The sequence below is a fragment of the Mycobacterium sp. genome (assembly GCF_040509115.1).
In the GTDB taxonomy this organism is placed as follows: domain Bacteria; phylum Actinomycetota; class Actinomycetes; order Mycobacteriales; family Mycobacteriaceae; genus Mycobacterium.
This window is the reverse complement of record NZ_JBEVLO010000403.1, coordinates 1-23923: the sequence shown is the minus strand read 5'-3', so window position 1 is coordinate 23923 and position 23923 is coordinate 1. Positions and strand designations below refer to the sequence as shown.

The 23923-nt window shown below is 67.4% G+C and carries 20 protein-coding genes, 1 tRNA gene and 1 pseudogene; 13 read left to right on the top strand and 9 right to left on the bottom strand.

What is annotated here, in order from left to right:
* Positions 1-12: 12 nt before the first annotated feature.
* From ABW137_RS27840 to ABW137_RS27825, 4 genes are all read left to right on the top strand, one after another.
* Entirely contained in the window at positions 13-213 is a 201-nt protein-coding gene (locus ABW137_RS27840; protein ID WP_526404789.1) for a hypothetical protein, read from the top strand.
* A gap of 40 nt (positions 214-253) precedes the next feature.
* Complete coding sequence (locus ABW137_RS27835; RefSeq protein ID WP_526404788.1) at positions 254-1267, top strand: DNA polymerase domain-containing protein; 1014 nt, start codon at positions 254-256, stop codon at positions 1265-1267.
* 93 nt (positions 1268-1360) lie between these two features.
* Complete coding sequence (locus ABW137_RS27830; protein ID WP_526404786.1) at positions 1361-1966, top strand: ClpP family protease; 606 nt, start codon at positions 1361-1363, stop codon at positions 1964-1966.
* 2 nt (positions 1967-1968) lie between these two features.
* Positions 1969-2577: a ClpP family protease gene (locus ABW137_RS27825; RefSeq protein WP_526404785.1), complete on the top strand. Its 609-nt coding sequence runs from the start codon at positions 1969-1971 to the stop codon at positions 2575-2577.
* A 13-nt stretch (positions 2578-2590) separates the two neighbouring features.
* On the opposite strand, the gene ABW137_RS27820 is transcribed toward ABW137_RS27825, so the two are convergent.
* On the bottom strand, positions 2591-2932 hold the full coding sequence (locus tag ABW137_RS27820; RefSeq protein WP_526404783.1) for a helix-turn-helix domain-containing protein: 342 nt from the start codon (positions 2930-2932) through the stop codon (positions 2591-2593).
* Positions 2933-2989: 57 nt separating this feature from the next.
* Positions 2990-3382 (bottom strand): DUF4267 domain-containing protein, encoded by a 393-nt coding sequence (locus ABW137_RS27815; protein WP_526404782.1) that lies wholly within the window; start codon positions 3380-3382, stop codon positions 2990-2992.
* Between the two features lie 329 nt (positions 3383-3711).
* On the opposite strand from ABW137_RS27815, the gene ABW137_RS27810 reads away from it, so the two are divergent.
* Positions 3712-4221, top strand: coding sequence for a MarR family winged helix-turn-helix transcriptional regulator (locus ABW137_RS27810; protein WP_526404780.1), 510 nt, complete (start codon positions 3712-3714; stop codon positions 4219-4221).
* A gap of 67 nt (positions 4222-4288) precedes the next feature.
* On the opposite strand, the gene ABW137_RS27805 is transcribed toward ABW137_RS27810, so the two are convergent.
* The 5 genes from ABW137_RS27805 to ABW137_RS27785 form a co-directional block, all read right to left on the bottom strand.
* On the bottom strand, positions 4289-6748 hold the full coding sequence (locus ABW137_RS27805) for an FAD-dependent oxidoreductase (RefSeq protein WP_526404778.1): 2460 nt from the start codon (positions 6746-6748) through the stop codon (positions 4289-4291).
* A gap of 48 nt (positions 6749-6796) precedes the next feature.
* On the bottom strand, positions 6797-7720 hold the full coding sequence (locus ABW137_RS27800) for a phosphotransferase (protein ID WP_526404776.1): 924 nt from the start codon (positions 7718-7720) through the stop codon (positions 6797-6799).
* A gap of 117 nt (positions 7721-7837) precedes the next feature.
* The gene (locus tag ABW137_RS27795; RefSeq protein WP_526404774.1) at positions 7838-10246 is read right to left on the bottom strand and encodes an FAD-dependent oxidoreductase; all 2409 of its coding nucleotides are present in this window, start codon (positions 10244-10246) and stop codon (positions 7838-7840) included.
* A gap of 196 nt (positions 10247-10442) precedes the next feature.
* Positions 10443-11372, bottom strand: coding sequence for a formyltetrahydrofolate deformylase (gene purU, locus ABW137_RS27790; protein ID WP_526404772.1), 930 nt, complete (start codon positions 11370-11372; stop codon positions 10443-10445).
* A 64-nt stretch (positions 11373-11436) separates the two neighbouring features.
* Complete coding sequence (locus ABW137_RS27785) at positions 11437-12252, bottom strand: GntR family transcriptional regulator (protein ID WP_526404770.1); 816 nt, start codon at positions 12250-12252, stop codon at positions 11437-11439.
* Between the two features lie 267 nt (positions 12253-12519).
* Between ABW137_RS27785 and ABW137_RS27780 the strand changes: the two genes are divergently transcribed.
* Positions 12520-13038, top strand: a complete 519-nt coding sequence (locus ABW137_RS27780; protein ID WP_526404768.1) for an RICIN domain-containing protein — start codon at positions 12520-12522, stop codon at positions 13036-13038.
* Positions 13039-13116: 78 nt separating this feature from the next.
* A complete protein-coding gene (locus ABW137_RS27775) occupies positions 13117-13629 on the top strand; it encodes an OsmC family protein (RefSeq protein ID WP_526404766.1) in 513 nt (170 codons plus the stop codon).
* Positions 13630-14215: 586 nt separating this feature from the next.
* Here ABW137_RS27775 and ABW137_RS27770 read toward each other — a convergent pair.
* Positions 14216-14288 (bottom strand) — tRNA-Arg (locus ABW137_RS27770).
* A 131-nt stretch (positions 14289-14419) separates the two neighbouring features.
* On the opposite strand from ABW137_RS27770, the gene ABW137_RS27765 reads away from it, so the two are divergent.
* The 4 genes from ABW137_RS27765 to ABW137_RS27750 are packed head-to-tail and all read left to right on the top strand — an operon-like array spanning position 14420 to position 22033.
* Positions 14420-15928, top strand: coding sequence for a wax ester/triacylglycerol synthase family O-acyltransferase (locus ABW137_RS27765; RefSeq protein ID WP_526404764.1), 1509 nt, complete (start codon positions 14420-14422; stop codon positions 15926-15928).
* Positions 15925-17625, top strand: a complete 1701-nt coding sequence (locus ABW137_RS27760) for an HAD-IB family hydrolase (RefSeq protein ID WP_526404762.1) — start codon at positions 15925-15927, stop codon at positions 17623-17625. Before ABW137_RS27765 ends, ABW137_RS27760 begins: the two co-directional genes overlap by 4 nt.
* Positions 17622-19964, top strand: a complete 2343-nt coding sequence (locus ABW137_RS27755; RefSeq protein WP_526404760.1) for a glycerol-3-phosphate 1-O-acyltransferase — start codon at positions 17622-17624, stop codon at positions 19962-19964. The genes ABW137_RS27760 and ABW137_RS27755 overlap by 4 nt, the downstream gene beginning before the upstream one ends.
* Before the next feature lie 53 nt (positions 19965-20017).
* Positions 20018-22033, top strand: a complete 2016-nt coding sequence (locus ABW137_RS27750; protein ID WP_526404759.1) for a bifunctional copper resistance protein CopD/cytochrome c oxidase assembly protein — start codon at positions 20018-20020, stop codon at positions 22031-22033.
* Here ABW137_RS27750 and ABW137_RS27745 read toward each other — a convergent pair.
* Positions 22026-22568, bottom strand: a pseudogene (locus ABW137_RS27745) (allophanate hydrolase-related protein); the annotation flags it as partial. The gene ABW137_RS27750 and the pseudogene ABW137_RS27745 sit on opposite strands and share 8 nt — an antisense overlap.
* A 648-nt stretch (positions 22569-23216) precedes the next feature.
* Between ABW137_RS27745 and ABW137_RS27740 the strand changes: the two are divergent.
* Positions 23217-23732, top strand: coding sequence for a single-stranded DNA-binding protein (locus ABW137_RS27740; RefSeq protein ID WP_526404757.1), 516 nt, complete (start codon positions 23217-23219; stop codon positions 23730-23732).
* Between the two features lie 68 nt (positions 23733-23800).
* On the top strand, positions 23801-23923 hold a 123-nt coding region (locus ABW137_RS27735), incomplete at its 3' end, for a hypothetical protein (protein ID WP_526404819.1).

Genomic DNA, 23923 nt, shown 5'->3' with positions numbered 1-23923 from the left:
GGAGAAGCAATCATGCGCAAATCAACTTTCGTGCTCGCCAGTACGGCGCTCGCATCGATCGTCACGGCGTCGGCGGGAGCGGTGGCGTTCGCGCCGTTGCCGGCGAGCATCTCACTGGCGCCGGACGTGTCCTACCCACACGCCAGCTATCCGCTAGCCGAGCATCAGCCGCACCCGCCGTCCTCCCGCGACTTCGCCGACCTTTCGACGTAGGATCGCCCTCGGCGAGCCGGGTTTCGGGGAGGATGACTCCGTGGCCACTAGCGAGGAGCGCGCCGGAGTCGAGCTGACGAACCTGGACCAGGCGCTGACGCCGGAAGCCGACGCCACCAAGCGTGACCTGATCGACTACCTCGACGCGGTCGCTGATCGGATGTTGCCGGGCCTGGTCGGCCGGCCGCTGACGGTGCTCCGGGTGCTGCGCGGCAGGGCGCCGTTCATGCAGAAGAACGTGCCCAAGTACACGCCCGACTTCGTGCGAACCGCCACCATCTGGGCTGAGGCCTCCAAGCGCGAGGTGCGCTACGCCCTGTGCGACGACCGGCGGACGCTGCTGTGGCTGGCCAATCAGCGCGCCGTCGAATATCACCCGACGCTTGGGCTGGCCGCAGAGCGCGGCTCAGCGAGCGAGCACGTTCACGACGTCTATCGGCCTACCCATCTCATCCTCGACCTCGACCCGCCGGGTGACGACGACTTCGCTGCGGTGGTGGCCGTCGCGCATCTGGTGCGGCGCGCCCTCGCGGATTCCGGTCTGGCGGGTGCCGTGAAGACCAGCGGCGCGAAGGGAATTCACGTCTTCGTGCCGATCGACTCGAGCGAAACGGCCGCACCCGTTGAGGACGTCGCCGCGGCGACCCGCGCGCTGGCGGCCCGTGCCGAAGCGCTCGACCCCGAGGTGGCGACCACCGCATTCATCGTCGACGACCGGGGCGGCAAGGTGTTCGTCGACTCCACGCGGGCGGGTGGCGCGACCGTCGCCGCCGCGTACAGCCCGCGACTGCGGCCGGGAACGCCGGTGTCGTTTCCAGTGGATTGGTCCGACCTCGACCGAGTGTCGCCCGGCGACTTCACCGTGCGCACGGCGATCGGCGCGCTGGCCGGGCGCGACCCGTGGGCGGAGTCGATGCCAGCGCCGCAGCGGCTGCCCGACGACCTGATCGAGCAGGGCCGCGGCATCCCGGTGGCCAGGGTCGCCGCCATGCACGAAGGCAAGCGGCGGGCCCGCGCCAGGCGGGCGAAGACGGACGAGTCCGACAGCGGCTGAGAGGGATCCACGCCGGGTGCCCGCTGCTGTCAGCGGATCCGCCTTGAGCAGATCTGGTGGCGGCACACCGACCCGGCCTGCAATCGTCGGGACATGTCATCGACTGAAGCACCCGACCTCGTCGCCGATCACCTACTGAACCGGTTGCAGAACCAGCGCATCATTCAACTCGGTCAGGAGGTGGACGATCCGATCGCGAACAAACTCTGCGCTCAATTGCTCCTGCTCGCCGAGGAAGATCCCCGGCGCGACATCTTGTTTCTGATCAACTCGCCCGGCGGTTCGGTGTCCGCGGGACTGGCCATCTACGACACCATGGTCGCGATCAAGCCCGACGTGGTCACGGTCGCCATGGGGCTGGCCGCCAGCATGGGCCAGGTGTTGCTGGCAGGCGGCTCACCCGGCAAGCGATTCGCCTTGCCGCACAGCATGATTCTGATGCATCAGGGGTCGGCGGGCGTGCAGGGCACGGCCATCGACGTCGAGATCCAGGCCAAGAATCTGGAGCACACCAAGACCGTCATGAACAACCTGAATAGCCAGTTCACCGGGCAGTCCGTCGAGCGGATCGAAGCGGACTCCGACCGCGACAGGTGGTTCACCGCCGAAGAGGCCAGGGAGTATGGCTTCGTCGACCGGGTGGTGTCGTCGCTCGAGGCGGTCCGGCCTGCGGGACGCAACTCCGGGCTGGGGTACTGATCATGGGGCACTACTCGATCCCCAACGTCGTGGAACGCACCGCGGGTGGTGAACGCATCGTCGACGTCTACTCCCGGCTACTGTCGGACCGGGTGATCTATCTGGGCACGGAGATCGACGACGACGTCGCCAACGTGATCGTCGCCCAACTGCTCCACCTGGAGTCCGAGTCGCCGGACCAACAAATCAGCCTCTACTTGAACTCGCCTGGCGGTTCCATGTCGGCCACCATGGCGATCTACGACACCATGCAGTTCGTCCACTCGCCGATCGCCACCACGTGTGTGGGGCAGGCGGCGTCCGGCGCGGCAGTCCTGCTTGCGGGTGGCGCCGAGGGGGAGCGGTCGATGTTGCCGCATTCGCGGGCGCTCCTGCACCAGCCGTCGATCGGGGGCCGCGGCACGATCTCGGACCTGACACTGCACACCAAGGAGGTGCTGCGTGTGCGGAGCCAGATGAACGAGGTGCTGAGCGCCCACACCGGGCAGACCGAACAGACGCTGCTGCAGGACACCGAGCGCGACAAGGTGTTCACTGCGGAGCAGGCGGTCGCCTACGGGTTGGCCGACCGCATCGTCCCCGCCCGCAAGGTGCGGTCGACGGCGGCCTGAACCGCACCGCCCGTCACGCCGCCAGAAGCACGGGTCCCGACGGGGCCTGCGGGGCGGGTCGCTCGGCAAGGGCCGCCAGGCGGATCCGCGGCAGCGTCAGTCGGCGATCCGCAGCCCGCAGCAGGTCGACGAGTCGCAGCCCAAGGGCGCCGCACATCGACGCGAGCATCTCCGACGAGGGTTCCTTCAACCCCCGTTCGACTTCGGACAGGTACTGCGGCGAGATGCCCGCCCGCTCGGCCACCTGCCCGAGCGTCCGCTCCTGCGCGGTGCGCTCGGTCCGGATCAGCGAGCCCACCAGCTCCCGCCACAGCGGTTCGTCGGCCGTGTGCCTTGGATCGGGATCTGCGCTCATGTCCTTACGCTAGGACCGACGGCGCCCGGTGTCAGCGGGACGCGGCGCTGTTCGCCGTCAGCTGACAGCATCGCCCTGCGTAGGCCGACGGCGGGTGGCGCCCCAAAGTCCGACGCCGATGCCGACGGCTGCCCCGCCGAGGCCGATCAGGCGCTGTGACGGCCTGAGGTCGTGGTGCACGCTGAGCCCGCCGAGGAGATCGGCGGCGTCGGCACCGCCGGAGGCAAGGAACCAGCCTCGGGTGTCGCGGCCACGCAACGCCGCAGCGGCGAGCAGTCCGCCGACGAGGGCGTCTCGGTAGCCCATCGAGTACAGCAGCAGCCGGTGCGTGCCGGTGGCCTCCTCGGCTGAACCCCAGAGCCTGTCGGCCTTGATGGGGTCGACCAGGAAGGAGATGCCGGAGATGAGACGGAGCCCTCCGACGGCGAGGGCCGCACGGTCGATCGACATCCTTCGCAGCGTAGGGGTTTCCGGTGGCGGCCAGGGCCGATTTGGATCAATCGGTGCCCCCGCGATGGGGCTCCATCACCAGCAAGCCCTTGCTGGCCAAACCTGGGGAATGCCTCACGCAGCGAATTGCGTCCCACCCCAAGGCCATTGACGAGATCAGCTTCGACATGATCCCACGCGACATCCAGGCAATCTTCGGGTGCGCCTGGATCTGGGAGAGGAACCGCTCGCCTCCGGCGAACGGCAAGGGCACGGCGTGGAGCGCTCAAGGTGCGTCGGCATTCGGAAGGTGTTGAATTTACCTAGATCCGATGATATTGATTGCCGGTGTGGCACCTCTCATGGCCGAGCTGAACGAGATCGACGACTTCGAGGGCATTGGCAAGGCCATTGATCAGGCCAGCGATCTCACTGCGCGCTATCTGATCGACCGCTCGAGCCTCAGTGTGACCGCGGGCCACGTCCTCAACCGACTGCACCGGGAAGGCCCGTCCCGGATAACCGTGCTGGCGGCCAAGGAAGGCGTGACCCAGCCGACCATGACTCAGCAAGTCCAGCGAATGGAACGCCAGCAGTTGGTGACCCGGCTCGCTGACCCGGGGGATGGACGAGTCGCGCTGGTAGCGATCACGGAGACCGGGGTCGACTACTTGAACGCCCAGAAGGACATTCGGCGCAAACGCCTGTCAGCACTGCTGTCGACGCTAACCGATGAACAGGCGCGGGCGTTGAAGCTGGCCACCGACGTTGCGTTACCCATCCTCGAACAGCTCACCAGCATGGCGGACGCCGACGCTTCGTCGGTGTGCAGACCGTGCGTGATCGACCCTTCTGCATGAATCCATGCCGCACGTCGGGGATTCGCTGAGCTCGCGGCCGCGCGGCATCGGCAGTTGACCGACGGCGTCAGCCGCGGATCCGCTCGTTGGTGGGATCGTAGGGCGGCCGCAGCGACACCGAGATCGGGTACCGCTCGCCTGCGACGTCGACTTCGTAGCGACCCGACTTGACCCAGTCGGCGTCGATCGCCGCCCTGGCCGGATCACGCACGTACGCCAGGCCGACGCAGGACCCGGCGGTCTCACCCCACGCCGCGGAGGTGACCTGGCCTGCGACCAACCCGTCGCGCAGAATCAGTTCCCCGCCCCACAGCATCGCGTCGGCGGACTCGACGCGAAGGCTCACCAGCTTCTTGCGCGTCCCCTCCGACTTGGCCTTTTCCACCGCTTCCCGACCCAGGAAGGCGATGTCGGTCTTGAGCTTGCAGGCAAAGAGCAACCCTGCCTCGACCGGGTTCTCGCTCGGTGTCAGCTCACGTCCGAACGCCCGGTAGCCCTTCTCCAGCCGCAGGGAGTCGATGGCGTAGTAGCCACCCCGGCCGACGCCGAAATCGGCTCCGACGGCCATCAACTGGTCGTACACCCCGACCGCGAACTCGCTGGGCACGTACAGCTCCCAGCCCAGTTCGCCGACGTAGGTGATGCGGGTGGCGCGCACCGTGGCGTAACCCAGCGAGATCACCTGGCTAGTGCCGAACGGAAACGCCTCGTTGGACAGATCGGCGTCGCTGAGCGCACTCAGGAGGTCGCGCGAGCGTGGCCCCATCACCCCGAAGACGGCGTAGGCGGAGGTGACGTCCACCAGCGTGGCGCGCGCGTCCGCGGGAAGGTTCCTGCGGATGTGGTCCTTGTCGCGTTCGGTGGTGGCGGCGCTGCTGACGATGAGGAATTCCTCTGCGCCGGTGCGGGTCACGGTCACGTCGGACTCGTACCCGCCCCGCTCGTTGAGCATGGGGGTGTATACCGATCGGCCCACCTCCACGCCGACGTCACCGGCGCACAGCCACTGCAATGCGGTGTCGGCGTCGGGACCCACGACGAGGTACTTGGAGAACGACGTCTGGTCGAACACGGTGACTCCCGTGCGGGTGTTGGCCTGCTCCGCGGCCGACCATGGCAGCCAGTTCGGCTTGCCCCAGGTGTATTCGATGGTGGGCTCGGTGCCGCTGGGGGCGAAGAAGTTGGCCCGTTCCCACCCCATCTTGCTTCCGAAGTTCGCGCCCGCCGCGTCGAGGAGATGATGAACGGGGGAGCGACGGAACGGGCGCGCCGTCGTCAGTTCCCGGTTGGGCCAAGGAATCTCGTAGTGCACACCGAGAACCTCGGCGACCCGGTCGTGCAGCCAGCGGTTGTTGCCGTTGAAGGGGGCGAAGCGACGGATGTCCACACCGGTGAGATCGCCAGTCGGTGCGCCGTCGACGATCCACTCGGCCAGCGCCCGCCCGGCGCCACCCGCAGTTGCGATGCCGACCGAATTGAACCCGGCCCCGACGAAGAAGTTGGCGACCTCCGGTGCCTCGCCGAGAATGAATTGGTTGTCGGGGGTGAAGCTCTCGGGGCCGTTGTAGAACTTCTTGATCCCGGTGTGTTCAAGGGTTGGGATGCGCAGCAACGCGTTGTCCATCAGGATCTCGAAGTGCTCCCAATCCTCTTCGAGCAGTTGGAACTCGAACGGGTAGGGGATCTGGTCCGGTGACACCCACGGCTTCGCCTCAGGCTCGAAGCCGCCGATCACCAGGCCACCGACCTCCTCCTTGAAGTAGGTGTATCCGTCGGGATCGCGGAGGATCGGCAGATCGGGATGAACGCCCGCGATCTGCTCACTCACGACGTAGAAGTGCTCGGCGGAGTGCAGCGGGACGTTGACGCCCGCCATGGCGCCGATGTGCTTGGCCCACTGGCCCGCACAGTTGACGACGATCTCGGCCTCGACGTCGCCGGCATCGGTCCGCACGCCGGTGACGCGTCCGCCGTCGGTGAGAACGTCGAGCACCCTGACCTTCTCGATCACGACGCAGCCGCGCAGGCGCGCACCCTTGGCGAGGGCGAAGGTGAGGTCGGTTGGGTTGGCCTTGCCATCGGCGGGCAGCCAAATCGCTCCGACGAGGTCATCGACCCTCATCACGGGGTAGTGCTCCAGTGCCTGTTCGGGGGTGAGCAGTTCGCATTCCATGTCGAATGCGGCGGCGCTGACCGCCGTGCGGCGCAGTTGGACCATCCGGTCCTCGGTGCGAGCCACGGTCACTCCGCCGCAACGCTTGTAGCCGGCCGAGAGGCCGGTCTCGTCTTCGAGTTCGGCGTAGAGCTGGGTGGAGTACTGCACCAGCCGGGTGAGGCTCTCGGACGCCCTCAGCTGACCGACCAACCCCGCTGCATGCCACGTCGTTCCCGAGGAGAGCTGACCCTGTTCGAGCAGTACGACGTCGGTGATGCCGAGCTTGGTGAGGTGGTAGGCGACGCTGGTGCCGATGACGCCTCCGCCGACGATGACGACACGGGCGCGGTCGGGAAGGGGCTTGGTGGCCATGGGTTCAGCGGATCCTCGTGGTGTGGGATGAATCGTGGTGTGGATGAGTCAGTCGGTGGCGGTGGCGTCGGTGAGGAGGCGGTCGAAGTCGGGGTCGTTGAACTCGGCGACGGCACTGTCGTAGCGCTCCATCGCCCAGCCCCAAAAGTCGAAGTCCAGGGCACACGACGCGCTTTGGATGCAGCCCCACAATGTCCAGCCGTACTTGGAGACGATGCCCTGCAGTCTGGCGCGGGCGATCTTGTGTCGCAGCGCGCGACCGTAGTAGGCGGTGACGAGTTCCTCGAGCTGGTCGAGGGAAAGTCCGCACTCGCTCCACACGTTGCCGAGCTCGAAGCACGGGTCGTTGTTGCCGGAGTACTCGTAGTCGATGAGCCAGATCTTGTCACCGTCCTCGATGAAGTTGCCCGCCAGCAGGTCGTTGTTGCACGGCACCGTCGTCTGGTCGCAGGTGCTCAGCACGGCGGCGATCCGAGCGAACCTGTCGGCATAGGTCAGGTAGTCGCTGGGAATCTTGAAACCGTTGTGCTGCACGGTGTTCAAATAACTGGGTTGACGCTCGAACATGTTGAAGTCGCCCTGGAAGCGCGGACCCTGGTGCAGGGTGCGGATGCTCCTGGCCGCCTTGGCGACGACGCCGGGGCGTTGAAAGTCGGCGTTGGCCAGAGTCTTCCCTTCGAGGTAGCCGAGCAGCAGGATGCCCATGTCGGGTCGAAAGTCGATGACGGGCGCTCCCACGCCAGCTTGTTCGGCGGCCCTGGTGTTGAAGTGTTCCTGTTCCCGATCGATGCCCAACAGGTTCGACGTGGTGTCGCAGCACCGCGCGACGTAGACGCCGTCGGGGGTGGTCACCTTGACGTTGCGGTTGGTCAGCCCTCCGGACAGTTCCTCCAACTGGCGCGGCAGGCCCGCGAGCACGGGAATCTGCTCGAATCGGTCGTCGAGCTGAGCATCGTTGAGGGAGAACGACATTGACGCAACTTCCTGGCGTGCCGGGAGGCGAGTTTGGTGCGGTCAGGTTCACTGTAAGCCGAGTGGTGCTAAACGTCTAGACTTGACGCAGCGGTCCGCTCATCAGCCGTTATCCGGTCAAGAGCGCGGCCTCTCACCACGCGGATCGTAGAGCGGTTCGGTGAGCAGCGTCGCCGGATGGCGCTGGTTCATCACCTCCACTTCGAATCCCTCCGTCTCGGTGAGGCGGGCCGGGAGATAGGCCGAGAACGTGGTGGTCCCGACGGTGTGGCCGTAACCCGCGCTGCGGACGCTGGCGCGGGTGGCGCCGTGGACCACCATCTCGCCGCCGTGCATCACGACGTCGGCGTCGGTGGTGAACCACCGCAGCAGCCGTGCGGGACCGGTGGCCTTGATGGCCAGCAGCGCGGGACCGGCCAGCAGGTCGGGCTTGGACGCGCTGACGCAGAACCCCAACCCCGCCTCGTAGGGATTGGTGTCCGAGCTCGTGTCGGTGGCCCAGGCCAGATATTGCTTCTCCAGTCGCAGGGTCTCAACGGCTCGGTAGCCAACGTCCCGGATGCCTTGGGAATCACCGGCTTCCAGTATCTTGTCGTAGAGGTCGCGGACGTACTCCGTCGGTACGTGCAGTTCCCAACCCAGCTCGCCCACGTAGGTGGTGCGCAACGCCAGCACGGGAGCCCAGCCGACGTGAATCCGCTGGGCGGTCATGTAGGGAAATGCCTCGGTGGAGAAGTCGGCGGAGCTCAGCGCCGTGATGACGTCGCGCGACCTGGGCCCGCAGACGTTGAGGACGCCGTACCCCGAGCTCACCTCGGTGATCACGACGGACCCGTCCGTGGGGGCTTGCTGTAGCAGGAACGTGACGTCGTGACGGCCGAAGCCAGCGCCGGTGACGAGGTAGAAGCGGTCCGGCGCCAGGCGGGTGACGGTGACGTCGGCTTCGATTCCGCCCCGTTCGTTGAGTAGCTGGGTGTAGGTCACCTTGCCGACGGCGGTGTCCATGTTCGCTCCGGCGACGCGCTGGAGCAGCCCGAGCGCGTTGCCGCCGCTGATCTCGAATTTGTTGAACGAGCTCTGGTCGATGACGCCGACGCCCGTGCGCACGGCCCGGTGTTCGGCGGCGACGAAGTTCCAGGCGTTGCTGCGGCCGAACGTCGGCAGTTCCTCGGTCCCGACCGTGGCGGGGTCGAACCAGTTGGCCCGCTCGTAGCCGAACTTGCTGCCGAACACCGCGCCCCGTTCGCGCAACCGGTCGTAGACGGCGCTGCGCCGCTGACCGCGCGGGGGAGGGCTCGCCCGGTTGGGGAACGCGATCTCGTAGTAGTGGCCGTAGGCGTGCACCGACTCCATGTCCAGTACGGTCGGCACGTTGTGCGGGGTACCGAACCGGCGAACGTCGAAGTGCCACAAATCCATTCCAGGGTCGCCGTCGATGATCCAGTTGGCCATCGCATCACCGGCCCCTCCCGCCGCGGCGATGCCTGCCGAGAACCCGCAGCAGTGAAAGAGGTTGTCGATGTCCTCGGTGAGTCCCATCATCGGCTCGGCGTCGGGGGAGAAGGGGATGGGGCCGTTGACCCAGGTGTGGATGCCCATCTCGCCGAACGTAGGCAGCCGGTTGGCGGCGCCTGCGGCAATGGTCTCGAATCGATCATGGTTGGCGGGGAACAACTCCGGGCCCAGGTCTCGTGGGATGTCGCGCCAGCACGCCCGGGTGCCCTCCTCCCAGCCGCCCACCACCAGGGCTCCGGCCTCGGGCTTGAGGTAGAACCGGGCGTCGGGGTCGCGAAAGGTGGGTAGATCGGCGGGCAGGTCATCGCGCTTCTCGGTGACGACGTACTGATGCTCCACCGCGTTGACTGCGACGTGGACTCCGGCCAGACGCGCCGTCTCGGCGCCCCACATGCCCGTCGCATTGACCGCGACGTCGCACTCGATCCGGCCCTGCTCGGTGAGCAGGGCGGCGACCCGCCTGCCTCGGCGTTCGATCGACTCGACCCGGCACTGCTGCACGATGCGCACACCGAGAGCCCGTGCGCCCGAGGCGAACGAGTGGGTCAACTGATTGGGGTCGACGTAGCCGTCCGATGGGGTCCAGGTGGCGCCGTGTACCCCGTCGACGTTCAGAAGGGGGAACAGGTCCCTTGCTTCGCGTGGCGTGACCAAATGAAGGTCGAAGCCGAAGCTCTTGCCCTGGGTGTAGACGCGCTGAAGCTCCTCCCACCGTTGCGGACTGGAGGCCACGCGCAACCCGCCGACGCCGTGCCAGCCGGTGGCGTATCCGGTGACGTCCTCGAGGCTTTCGTACGTTTGCACGCTCTTGCGCATGAGCTGAGTGAGGTTGGCGCTGCTGCGGAGCTGGCCCACCAGACCTGCCGCGTGCCACGTGCTGCCCTCGGTGAGCGCCTTGCGCTCGATCAGCGTGACGTCGGTCCTGCCCCGGCGAGCCAGGTGGTAGGCGATGCTGATGCCGACGACGCCGCCACCGATGATCACGATCTCGCTGCGCGTGGGAAGGGTCATGCCGACGCAACTTTCCGACGGGAGTTCAGGGAAGGCGACCACCGCGGGCGCTTTGGTAAAAGACTAGACGATTGACGGCAAGCTGGGTCGATGATCGACTCGACGCCGCATCGCCGTCAGCCGTGCTGACGCCGCATCGCCGTCAGCCGTGCTGATGGTGCGCTGACTCGATGGCGTCGCGACCACGGCTCACCGCTCAGAAGACGATGGTTTCGTTGCCGTGCCGCAGAATGCGGTCCTGGCAGTGCCACAGCACGGCCCGAGACAGCACCGCGCGTTCGACGTCGGCACCCAACCTGACGAGATCCTCGGTGGTTTGCCGGTGATCGACGCGGACGACGTCCTGCTCGATGATCGGCCCCTCGTCGAGCTCCTCGGTGACGTAGTGCGCCGTGGCCCCGACGAGCTTGACCCCGCGCTCCCTCGCTCGTTTGTACGGCGCGGCGCCAATGAACGCGGGAAGGAACGAATGGTGGATGTTGATCATCGGGCAGCCGACCGCGCGCAGGAACTCGGGGCTGATGATCTGCATGTAACGCGCCAGCACGACGAGATCCACGTTGCCGCGTAGCAAGTCCAACTGCCGTTCCTCGGCCTGGGATCGGGTGTCACGCGAGGCGGGGATGTGGATGAACGGCACACCGAACGGGCGCACCTGGTCGGCGAGTTCCGGGTGGTTGGAGATGACCATCACCACCGACATCGCGAGGTCTCCACGGCGGTTGCGCCACAGCAGGTCCAGTAGGCAGTGGTCGGTCTTCGACACCATGATCGCGACGCGCTTGGGCTTGACGGCCTCGCTGAAGCGGTAGTCGATGCCGAAGTCCTTCGCCACCGTGTCCGCGAAGGCCTGGTCCATGTCGTGGATCGCTGCGGCGAGGCCAGGCTTGCGAAAGATGGTGCGCTGCAACAGGGTACCGCCATCGGGATTGGTGGTGTGCTGATCGAGCGATTCGATGTTGGCACCGGCCTTGGTCAGGAAGGTGCTCACCGCCGACACCACGCCGAGGCGATCCGGGCAGCGCAGCAGAAGGCGGCCGACGTCGGCGCGTGTCGGTGGGGGTCCTTGGCTTGGCGTCTGCGGCGCCAGCGGTGCGACCCCGAGTTGCGTTGAGTCCGCCGTCATGACGTGCCTTCCGGTCGGGTCCGGTTCACTGTATGCCAGCAGGCGTCGGCAGGCCGGACCAGGTTCACGACGTCGCGGGGAGGGGCTCGACGGCAGTTTGGGCGCCGCTGTCGACGCGTGACTTGATGCGGATGCGAGTTCGGTCCGAGCGGTGGTAGTCGCGGGTGAACTCCACGGCGACGCCGTCCTTGGTGAGGGAGGTCCGCGTGATGAGCAGCAACGGTGCACCTGCCTTGACGTCGAGGATCTCAGCCTGATGCTCGCTGGCCTGCGTTGCCTCGATCTGCTCCTCGGCGGAGTAGGGCGCGGAATCCTGCTCCCGCATCACCGAGTACAGCGACCCGGTCAGGTTCGCCGACAGCATCGCCGGAAAGACGTGGGCGGGAAAGTACGCCTCCTCCAACACGATCGGTTCACCGTTGGCGGATCGCGCACGCAGGATTTCGTGGACCTGATCGCCGCGCTTGAGGCCAAGGGCCTGGCGGACCTCCGCCGTCGGACGCCGAGTCGAGGCCTTGAGTACGTGCGCGCCCGCCTCGACGTGGATGCGGCGCATCTGCTCGGTGAACCCCGGCAGGGTCTCGTGGTCGAACTCGAAGCGAGGCGTCGCGACGAAGTTGCCGCCGAATCGACCCCGGCGGCGATCGATGAGCCCCTTGGCCTCGATGGAGCCGAGCGCTTGGCGCAGCGTCATTCGGCTGACCCCGAGCGCGGCGGCGATGTCGACTTCGGAGGGGAGCTTGTCGCCGGGCTGCAGCCGCCGAGACACGATCAGCCGTTCCAGCCAGTAGCCAATCCTCATGTGAGCGGGCAGGTCGCCAGAACCGGTGAGGTCGGGACGAACCTCCAGCTCGGGATCGGCCATGCTCAGCGCGCGCACGCTTGGGAGTTTACTGCGCTGCGTGACGGCGCTGGGGCCATCGAGAACTCTCGGCGCGGCTCGGGTCGTTGGCGCTGCGGCCTGCGGTTTCTGCTTCCGCGGGCAATCCAGGTAGTCGGCTACTCGCGCGCCGGGGTGGCGTTGCCGCGGATGCTGTCGACAAGCGGACATCGCGTCGCCAAACCGGTGTACGGCGCTCCGTGCGACACCAGGAAGTAGACGATCATCATGATGACCTTCCGTCACTCGACAGCGAGCTTGGTTGTGTTGAGCGCGTTGACTTTTGGGACCCAGCTGGCCGTGGCACCCGCCAACGCCGACGATGCACCCGGCAATGAGGTGATGCTCGCCAACACCCAAACGGGCAAGTGCCTGACCATTGCGGGCGGTGTGAGCACCGCCAACAACGTCGTGGCCCTGCAGTTCTCCTGCGACCGTCATCCGTCCCGCCGTTGGACGCTCGAACCCGCGTCGAACGGCAACTTCATGATCCGAAACCTGCAAACGGGCAAGTGCTTGACGATCGCCGGTGGCCGGAGCACGGAAAACAACGTCGAAGCGTTGCAATTCACCTGCGACGGCGACGCGTCCCGCAGATGGGCGATGACGTCGTTGCCCGATGGCACGTTCAAGATCCGCAACGTCCAGACCGGCAAGTGTTTGACGATTGCCGGAGGGACCAGCACCGACAACAACGTCCATGCCGTGCAATTCAGCTGCGACGGCCACCCGTCGCGCACCTGGCGAGTCATCCGCCAGGGCGGCGGTCTCCTCGATGACAACTGAGTGCCGGGGGACGTTCGTGGTCAGGGCTCGGCGGGGTGTTCTTCGCGCCGCCCGCACCCGCGGTGCAATCATGGCCGGATGGATGCAACCACGCTCAGGGCACTGCAGGCGCCGCTCAAGGAGCGCTATCGCGAAGATCCGGCCAGCTCACGCACCCCGGTCGGGGCCGAAGCCTCGTTCGACACCGACGGGATTACGGCATTGGTGCAGACGTGGTCGGGTCCGACCAGAGCCGGTCTCCATCCGGCCACCGGTGGGGACGGAAACGATGCTTGCTCCGGCGACATGTTGCTCCAGGCCCTGCTGGCCTGCGCTGGAGTGACGATGCGCAGCGTGGCGACCGCGATGGGCATCGACGTCACCTCCGCCGAGCTGCGTGCGACGGGATCGTTCGACGCCAGGGGAACCCTGGGCATCTCCCGCGACGTACCGATCGGCGTGCAGGAGATCGGCATCGTCGCGGAGCTGCAGACCGATGCCGACGATGCGACGTTGGCCAAGCTGGCGGAGCTGACGGAGCGCTATTGCGTCGTCGGCCAGAGCTTGGCGCAGCTACCCTCGATCACCATCCGCAGACGTGAGGTGCCCTGAGCGGCAACGCATTCAGCTCGGTCCCGACGCCATGTCTGATCGGGGCGGGCCCCGACGACGGACGTCAGTTCGGTGAGCCATTCGGCGACCCACGCATAAGCCGACTGGACCAGCGTCTGCAGACCCGGCACCGCGTGGGCGAGCTGGTCGTGTTGCAGGGTGAATTCTGCTGCCTGGCGGGCCAATTGACGTGCCTCGGGGCTCGTCGGCGTGCCGGGGGGACCGATGCCTCGGCCGACGTTTCGCTCAGTCGACCGGAGCATGGGTGGGTGCCGCTGTGTTTGGGCGATCCGCAATGCGGTGGCGGTGGCCTCGGCGTCAATCGAGCGAGCCAGCGCCCCGGCGCCGCACCCAACGATCTCCCGACCGGCAAGGGCTAGCGTGCGACCATGGAGCAGGTGTTAGCTGAGCGTCCGCGACCAGTGCCCAGCGGAGGTGGCCATTCGCCGGAGAGTTTCCTGTCGGCCGGCTCCACGCCTGGGCCCAGGGTCCCGGGCTGGATGGCGGGTCACCGTCAGATCTCGCCCTCGGGTGGGCCTGCCTGCGCAAGGGCGGGCGGCGCCCGCCGCACACGAGAGATGGCCAGCGCCCCCGGCAGGGATCGAACCTGCGACCAACCGCTTAGAAGGCGGTTGCTCTATCCACTGAGCTACGGAGGCAGTGCCCGAAGAGTGTATCTCCCGCCGGATCTGGCTACCGCAGCACAACACCGGTAATGCGACCCGCGGTACCGAGCGGCCGACTAGCGTGGACTTCGCACTCGGCGGCCACGGGAGGGGATCGACACACGATGAGCGACGTGCCGGAGAGCTACGCGGCCGGACTACCCGAGGAACTGAGTGCGGTTGACCAGCTTCTGCACCGTGGCGAGGCCAATCCGCGCACCCGCTCCGGGATCATGGGGGTGGAGCTGCTCGACGCGACGCCGGACTGGGAGCGGTTCCGCACGCGCTTCGAGAACGCCTCCCGCAAGGTGTTGCGGCTTCGGCAGAAGGTGGTCATGCCGACCCTTCCGACGGCGGCGCCCCGCTGGGTCATCGACCCCGACTTCAACCTCGACTTCCACGTGCGTCGGGTACGCGTGCCCGCACCCGGCACACTGCGCGAGGTGATGGACCTCGCGGAGGTCGCGCTGCAATCGCCGATGGACATCTCCCGGCCGCTGTGGACGGCCACCCTCGTCGAGGGTCTGGCCGACGGCACGGCTGCGACGATGCTGCATCTGAGCCACGCGGTCACCGACGGCGTCGGCGCCATCGAGATGTTCGCCAACATCTACGACGTGGAACGCGATCCGCCGCCAGTGAAGGTCGCTCCGCTACCCATCCCCGAGGATCTCTCGCCGAACGACCTGATGCGCCAGGGCTTCAACAAACTGCCCGGCTCCATCGCAAGCGGCATCGTCGGTGCCATCGGGGGAGCGGCGTCCGCGCTGAGCAAGGCCGTGCGTGATCCGGTGTCCACCGTCGGCGGGGTGGTGACCTACGCCAGGTCCAGTGCTCGGGTGATGGGCGCCGTTGCCGACCCGTCACCGCTGCTGCGCAGGCGGAGCCTGTCGTCGCGCTCCGAGGCCATCGACATCAAGTTCAGTGATCTTCACAAGGCATCCAAGGCGGCGGGCGGGTCGATCAACGACGCGTACCTCGCAGGCCTTTGCGGCGCACTCCGGCTCTATCACGAATCCAAGGGCATCCCGATCGCCACGCTGCCGATGGCGGTCCCCGTCAACCTCCGTTCGGACGACGATCCCGCGGGTGGCAACCGATTTGCGGGCATCAACCTCGCAGCGCCCGTCGGCGTCGTCGATCCGACGAAGCGGATCCTGAAGGTGCGCAAGCAGATGATGACCAAGCGCGAAGAGCGCGCCATCGACATGGTCGGCGCCATGGCTCCGCTGATCAGTCTGCTGCCGGACTCGATTCTCGAATCCGTCGCCGGTTCCGTCGTCAACTCCGACGTCCAGGCAAGCAACGTACCGATCTACCCGGGCGACACGTTCATCGCCGGTGCGAAGATCCTGCGGCACTATGGGATTGGGCCTTTGCCCGGTGTCGCCATGATGGTCGTGCTGGTCTCGCGGGCCGGCTACTGCACCATCACCACGCGCTACGACCGCGCGGCGATCGCCGATGAATCGCTGTGGGCGAGATGCCTGAGGGCTGGCTTCGACGAGGTGCTCGCACTCGGCGGCGACGGACGCTGCACGCCTGCGTCGTTCACGCCCGACGACGTTGCCCCGCCGTCCACGTCGATACCCCACACGGTGACCAACTCGGCCAATGGGAGTGCCGCGCAATGAGCTCGCAGAACGGACAGTCCTCGCGCACCCTGCGCCTACCCGGGTCGGTCGCGGAGATAAACGCGAGTCCGGAGGGTCCCGACGTCGGAGCCTTCTTCGATCTCGACGGCACCCTGGTGGCTGGGTTCACCGGCGTCCTCATGACTCAGGATCGGCTGCGCCGCGGCCAGATGAGCGTCGGCGAGTTCATCGGCATGGTGCAGGCCGGCCTCAACCACCAGCTCGGACGTTCGGAGTTCGAGGATCTCATCGGCAAGGGCGCCCGGATGCTTCACGGCAACTCGATGAGCGACCTCGACGAGCTGGGGGAGCGGCTGTTCGTGCAGCACGTGCAGAAGCGCATCTACCCCGAGATGCGCGCTCTGGTGCGCGCCCACATGGCCCGTGGGCACACCGTCGTCCTGAGTTCCTCCGCGCTCACCGTGCAGGTCGAGCCCGTCGCCAAGTTCCTCGGCATCCAGAACGTGCTGAGCAACAAGTTCGAGACCGACGACGACGGCCTGATCACGGGCGAGGTGAAGACCCCCATCATCTGGGGTCCCGGCAAGGCACGCGCCGTCCAGGCATTCTCGGCGGACAACGGTGTCGACCTGGGCAAGAGCTACTTCTACGCCGACGGTGACGAGGACGTCGCCCTGATGTACCTCGTCGGCAATCCCCGACCCACCAACCCCGGCGGCAAGATGGAAGCCGTTGCGGTCAAACGAGGTTGGCCGGTGCTGAGGTTCTCCAGCCGCAGCGGCAGCAGCCCGGTGGCGCAGATCCGCACGGCCGCGGGCATCGCCTCGCTGGTGCCCGCCGCCGCGGGAGCGATCGGGCTCGGGTTGCTGACCCGCAACCGCCGCACGGGCGTCAACTTCTTCACCTCGACGTGGAGCAGGCTCCTGATGACGTCCATCGGCATCGACCTCAACGTCACCGGCGAGGAGAATCTCAAGGCCCAACGGCCCGCCGTCTTCCTGTTCAACCACCGCAACCAGGCCGACCCGTTCATCGCGGGCAGACTGATCAGCGACAACTTCACCTCCGTCGGCAAGAAGGAACTGGAGAAGGACCCGCTGATGGGCACCATCGGCAGGATGATGGACGCCGCCTTCATCGACCGCGACGATCCGAAGGCCGCCGTCGAGAGCCTGCACAAGATCGAAGAGCTTGCCCGCAAGGGCCTTTCGGTCCTGATCGCTCCCGAAGGCACCCGCCTGGACACCGTCGAGGTGGGGCCGTTCAAGAAGGGTCCGTTCCGCATCGCCATGGCGGCCGGAATTCCCATCGTGCCGATCGTCATCCGCAACGCGGAGGTCATCGCCGAGCGCAACTCGAGCACGTTCAACCCTGGCAGCGTCGACGTCGCGGTCTTCCCCCCGATTCCCGTCGACGACTGGACCACCGAGAACCTCAACGACCGCATTGCCGAAGTGCGCCAGCTCTACCTGGACACGCTGAAGAACTGGCCGCAGGGAGGCCTCCCCGACGCGCCGATGTACGCCCGAAACGCTCAGCCCGCCAAGAGGACCCTTGCCAGGAAGGCGCCGGTGAAGAAGGCCGCTCCGGCCAAGAACGCTCCAGCCAAGAACGCTGCGGCCAAGAAGGCTCCGGCCAAGAACGCCGCGCTGAAGAAGGCCGTGGCCAAGGCGCCAGCCGAGAAGGCGGCCACCCCAGCCAAGACGCCGCGCGGCGGCGCGAAGGGCCGGCCGTGAAGGTCAATGCCGACGCGCTGCACAGCTTCACCCCCACCGACGACGCGTTGGTGCTCGCGTCGGTGGATTCGCCCGCCGAGGTCAAGATGCTCGACGACTGGCTGGCGGCCCAGCGACACGCACACCCCGACGCCCGCATCGAGGTGCTGCAACTGCCGGGCGACGATGATCCGCCGCCCGCCACGCTGGCCCGCCTCGTCGCACTCCTCGAGGACGACGAGAGCCGCTCCGTCGTGCCGGTGCGCGTGTTCTGGATTCCGGGTGGACTGCCCACTCGCTCCAAGGTGGTCGCCTTCCTCAGCGGGCGGGACACCTACCGGCCGCCGAAGTTGCTGCAACGCGGCATCCTTCGCAAGGATTCCTCGCGCGCGCGGGTCGTCGCGGGTGAACCCGCGACGGTATCCGAGCTGCGGAAGAACTGGAGCGACACCACCGTCGCCGAGAACCCTCGCGACTTCGCTCGCTTCGTGATGCGGCGCGCAGAGTTGGCGATCGAACGTGTCGAGCTACGGCTCCTCGGTCCGGAGTATAAGTCGCCGCGGCTGGTCAAGCCGGAGATGTTGGCCTCAAGCAAGTTTCGCGAGGGGCTCGAGGAAATCCCCGGTGCCACGCTGGAGTCGGCGGGTGAGATGCTCGACGAACTGGCGACGGGCTGGAGCCGGTTCTCCGTCGATCTGATCCCAACGTTGGGGCGCGCGATCTTCAGCAGGGGATTCGACCCCAACATCGACTACGACCGCGCCGAAATCGAGGCGATGCGGGTGGCGCTGGAGAATCACCCTGCGGTGCTGCTGTTCTCGCACCGCTCCTACCTGGACGGCGCGATCGTGCCCGTCGCGATGCAGGAGAACCGGCTGCCACCCGTGCACACCTTCGCCGGCATCAACCTGTCCTTCGGGCTGATGGGGCCGCTGATGCGGCGCTCCGGTGCGATCTTCATCCGCCGCAAGCTCGACGATCCGCTCTACAAGTACGTTCTCAGGGAGTTCGTCGGCTACATCGTCGAGAAGCGCTTCAACCTGAGCTGGGCCATCGAGGGCACCCGGTCCCGGACCGGAAAGATGTTGCCGCCCAAGCTTGGACTGCTCGCCTACGTCGCCGACGCCTACCTCGCAGGCCGCAGTGACGACATCCTGCTCCAGCCGGTGTCCATCAGCTTCGATCAGCTCCACGAAACCGCCGAGTACGCGGCGTACGCCCGGGGCGGCGAGAAGACGCCCGAAGGCGTGTCCTGGCTCTACAACTTCATCAAGGCCCAGGGCGAGCGCAACTACGGCAAGATCTACGTCCGGTTCCCCGAGGCAGTCTCGATGGCCAAGTACCTTGGCGAACCCCACGGTTCGATGACCACCGACGAGGCCGCCAAACGGCTGGCGATGCAGAAGATGGCCTTCGAGGTGGCGTGGCGCATCCTGCGCGTCACACCCGTCAACGCGACTGGACTGGTGTCGGCGCTGCTGCTCACCACCAACGGGGTGGCGCTGACGCTCGGTCAACTGCATCACACCCTGCAGGACTCGTTGGACTACCTGGATCGCACCAATACTCCGATGACCAACAGCGCGTTGCGACTTCGGACCACCGACGGGGTCCGCGCCGCCGTGGACGCGTTGTCGAATGGTCATCCCGTCACCCGGATCGACGGGGGGCGGGAACCGGTGTGGCGCATCGCGTCGGGAGACGAACACGAGGCGGCGTTCTACCGCAACACCTTGATTCACGCCTTTCTCGAGACTTCGATCGTGGAACTGTCGTTGGCGTGTGCGGGCCGCTCCGAGGGTGACCGACTGGAGGCCTTCTGGGCACAGGCGATGCGACTGCGCGATCTGCTGAAGTTCGACTTCTACTTCGCCGACTCCGCGGCGTTCCGCGGTCACATCGCCGAGGAGATGTCCTGGCACGAAGAGTGGGAACAGCACGTCGCAGCGGGCGGCGACGAAACCGACGCGATGCTGCGGGCCAAACGGCCGCTCATCGCCGGAGCCATGCTGCGGCCCTTCATCGAGGCCTACGAGATCGTGGCCGACGTACTCAGGGGTGCCCCACCCGACATCAGCGAGAAGGACCTCACGAGCCTGGCCCTCGGGGTCGGCCGTCAGTACGTTGCCCAGGACAGGGTGCGCAGCAACGAGTCGGTATCGGCCCTACTGTTCGCGACGGCCAGGCAGGTGGTCGCCGACCAGAACCTGCTCGCGCCCGCCGCCGACCTCGAGCAGCGCCGGACCGCGTTCCTCGCCGAACTCCGCGGCATCCTCGGCGACATGGACAAGGTCGAGCTGTTCTCCCGTGAGCAGTTCTTCGTGCGCGAACTGGTCAAGCGCCAGCGAAGCACCGCCTGACCCGCGCGCCCGCCCAGGATCGGCCCCACGCCCGAGTCCAATACCCTCGTCTCATGACGACGGTCGCGCCCGCGGAGCGCAAGAGCCGCAACACTGCGGTGTGGCCGATCCTGTACGGAGTCGGCATCCTGGCCGGCGCGACCGCCGCCGGCCTCGCCGCGCTGTCGTTGGTCGATGCGTTGACGGCCACCGGTCTGCCCAACCCCGGGCCGGTCACCAACTACGGCTTGCCGTTCGTGCGGGCCGCAGGCGAGATCGCCGCCGTCGTCGCCGTCGGCTCGTTCATGTTCGCCGCGTTCCTGGTCCCGCCTCAGCGCAACGGTGTCCTCGACGTGGCGGGCTACCGGGCGATGCGGTTGGGCACCGTCGCCTCCGGCGTCTGGACGGTGTGCGCAACGCTGCTGGTTCCCTTGACGGTCTCCGACATCACCGGGCAGCCGTTGACGAGCAGGCTCGACCCGACGGCGATCTGGTCGGTGGCGAGTTTGATCGACGTCGCAGGCTCTTGGCGCTGGACGGCGTTGTTCGCGGCCGTCGTCACCGTCGTCAGCATCCCGGTGCTGCGCTGGTCGTGGACACCGCTGCTGCTCGTGGGCGCCCTCGCGACGCTGATGCCGCTGGCGCTGACGGGACACTCGTCGGCGGGCGGTTCCCATGACGTGGGCACCAACAGCCTGGTCATCCACCTCGTCGCGGGCGCGCTGTGGGCGGGCGGGCTGCTCGCCCTCCTCGTCCATGCTCTCCGGGGCGGCGAGCATGCCGACCTCGCCGCGCGCAGGTTCTCCCTCCTTGCGCTGTGCTGCTTCATCGCGATGGGGTTGTCCGGCGTCATCAACGCGTTGGTGCGCATCCGCCCTGAGGACCTCGTCCACAGCAGCTACGGCTGGTTGGTGGTCGGCAAGATGGTCGCGCTGTGCGTGCTTGGCGGGCTGGGCTGGTTGCAACGCCGCCGAGGAGTGGCTGCGCTCAAGGCCGACCCCGCTGCGCGTGGCCAGCTGATCCGGCTGGCGCTCGGCGAAGCCGCCGTCTTCGGGTTGACCTTCGGCATCGCCGTCGCACTGGGCAGGACGCCGCCACCGCCTCCGCCGACCGTCAATCCGTCGGTCACCGCCGTCGAGATCGGCTACGACCTGGCCGGTCCACCGACGGTGGCTCGCGTGCTGTTCGAGTGGCGCTTCGACCTCATTCTCGGCACCGCGGCGCTCGTCTTCGCCGGGGTCTACCTGGCGGGCGTGCTGCGGCTGCGCAAGCGGGGCGACGCGTGGCCCGTCGGGCGGACCGTCGCATGGCTCTGCGGGTGCGCTGTGCTGCTGTTCGCCAGCTCATCCGGGATCGGCCGCTACATGCCTGCCATGTTCAGCATGCACATGGCAGCGCACATGCTGCTGTCGATGTTGGTGCCGGTGCTGCTGGTGCTCGGAGCGCCCGTCACGTTGGCGCTGCGCGCGCTGCCCGCCGCCGGGCGGGCCGATCCGCCGGGCGCCCGCGAGTGGCTGTTGGCGGCCCTGCACAGCCGGGTGTCGCGATTGCTGACCAACCCGATCGTGGCGACCGTGATCTTCGTCGCGGGTTTCTACGGCCTGTACTTCGGTGGGATCTTCGACGTCGCGGTCGACAGTCACGCCGCCCACGTCGCGATGAACCTGCACTTCCTGCTGACCGGCTACCTGTTCTATTGGGTCGTGATCGGCGTGGACCCGACGCCGAGGCCGATTCCTCCCATCGCCAAGCTCGCCGTGGTGTTCGCGTCATTGCCGCTGCACGCGTTCTTCGGGGTGGTGTTGATGGGCACGAACACGCCCCTGGCGGAGAAGTTCTACCGGTCACTGCAACTGCCGTGGCATACCGACCTCTTGGGTGATCAGAAACTCGGTGGTGGAATCGCCTGGTCGGCAGGCGAAGTGCCGCTCGTACTGGTGTTGCTTGCGCTGCTCATCCAGTGGCGTCGCAGCGATCAGCGCACCGCGACGCGCCTCGACCGTGCGGCCGACCGGGACGAGGATGCCGACCTCGCGGCCTACAACGCGATGCTGGCCAAGCTCGCCGACCTCGACGAACGCTCTAGGTGACGGCGCCCGCCGCGATGGCCGCCGCCCAGCCGCCGTACCGGCTGATGTCGACACCCGCATCGGCGGCGGCGCCGTCGCACCCGAACGACGTCCGCCAAGAGCCGTCGTCGAACTCGACCTTGCCGAGCTGCATCGGCGCGGGCAACGCGACCAGGAACCGGCCGAGCGCAGCGGGGGAGAGCAGCCAGCGGTGCGCCTTCATCGCGGTCCCTTCGGCGCCGTCGGGCACGCGGGTGACGGCAGGCTTCGGCGGGGTGGTCGGCAGCCGCATCATCCGGTAGCGGCCCGACGTCGCGATCTCACCGGCCCAGCGCGCCCCGAGGTCGGTGAGTTCGTGTGCCAGCGCACCGCCACGCAGGTGTGCGCCGAACACCACCAACTCGGCGTGCTCGGCGACGGCCAGCGGCCACGCGCACTGCGGGGCGCCAACTTCCACCAGGAGGGTGGCGACGTCGAGGGCGACGGCGTCGTCGAAGGCTCGCGCTTGCACGGTGACCGAGGCCGCGCCGACCGGGACGGTGACCGAGCACGGATCGACGTCGTGTGATGGGTGGGCGAGTGCGACGTCCGCGTCGTCGGGCACGGCGTCGGCGGCACCGATCTCGACGATCTGCGCCCCCGCGCTGCGCAGCACCTCGACCGCCACGGTCAGTGAATCTCGTTGCGCGCCAAGGTGATCGTCGAGGCCTTGCCGAACCGCGATGACGGGCCGCGGCGGCGCCGCGAGCCGTGTGTCGCTGGGCCACGACGGTATGGCCGCAGGCGCCAGGACGGCCATCGCCGCGTTCGCCAGCTGGATGCTCCCTGCGGAAACCGTTGGACCGCTTGGCCCGGTGGGGCGGATGGTGACGGCACCCATGGGTGCCACCGGGATCGAGCGACCCCCGACGGAGATGTCGGGATCCGCGCCGCGGGCGTCGAGTGCACCCGCCGCGCGCAGCGCCGCCACCGCGACGGGGTCGACGTCGTCGGCAACCACGAAGGTCGAGCTCGTCAACGCATGCTCGCCCGTCATGGCGACCAAACTAGCCGCCGCGCGATTCATCCACAGCCCGTGATTCATCCACAGGTGGCGTGCCTCCGGTCGTGCATCGGCCCCGGACGTCGGTGGCGCGACGGTGAATGGGCGCACGGCGGGCCGAGGCTCCGTCGACTCCGAGAGAACAGATGAAGGGAATGAAGAATGTTCGAGACACCGTTTGCGATCGTCGGCAACATCGTCACCGACCCCGTCCACCGTCGGGTGGGCGATCAGCAGGTCACCAAGTTCCGCGTCGCGAGCAATTCGCGCAGGCGCATGCCGGACGGCAGCTGGGAGGCAGGCAACTCGCTGTTCGTCAACGTGAACTGCTGGGGTCGTCTGGTCACCGGCGCCAGCGCACTCGTCAAGGGTGATCCCGTCGTCGTGGTGGGCCACCTCTACACCAGCGAGTACGACGACCGCGAGGGCAACAGGCGGTCGTCGATCGAACTTCGAGCTCACGCCATCGGGCCCGACCTGGCGCGCAGTACCGTCCGCGTCGAGCTGCCCAAGCGGACCGAGCCCGCAGTCGCCGAGCGCAAGCCCGACGGGAACCTCACCGACGGGAACCTCACCGACGAGAACCTCACCGAGGACGGCCTCGCCGACGACGGTTTCGGCGAGGAGTCCGACGCCGACGACGAGGCCAGTGGGCGGGGGCTGCCTCTGACGGCATGACCGCAGGGGGCCGCGCCTAGGATGGTGTGCGAGCAATACCCGCAGACCGGAAAGGCAATACCCAAAGCATGGCTGAGTTCATCTACACGATGAAGAAGGTCCGCAAGGCGCACGGTGACAAGGTCATCCTGGACGACGTCACGCTGAACTTCCTCCCCGGAGCCAAGATCGGCGTCGTCGGTCCCAACGGA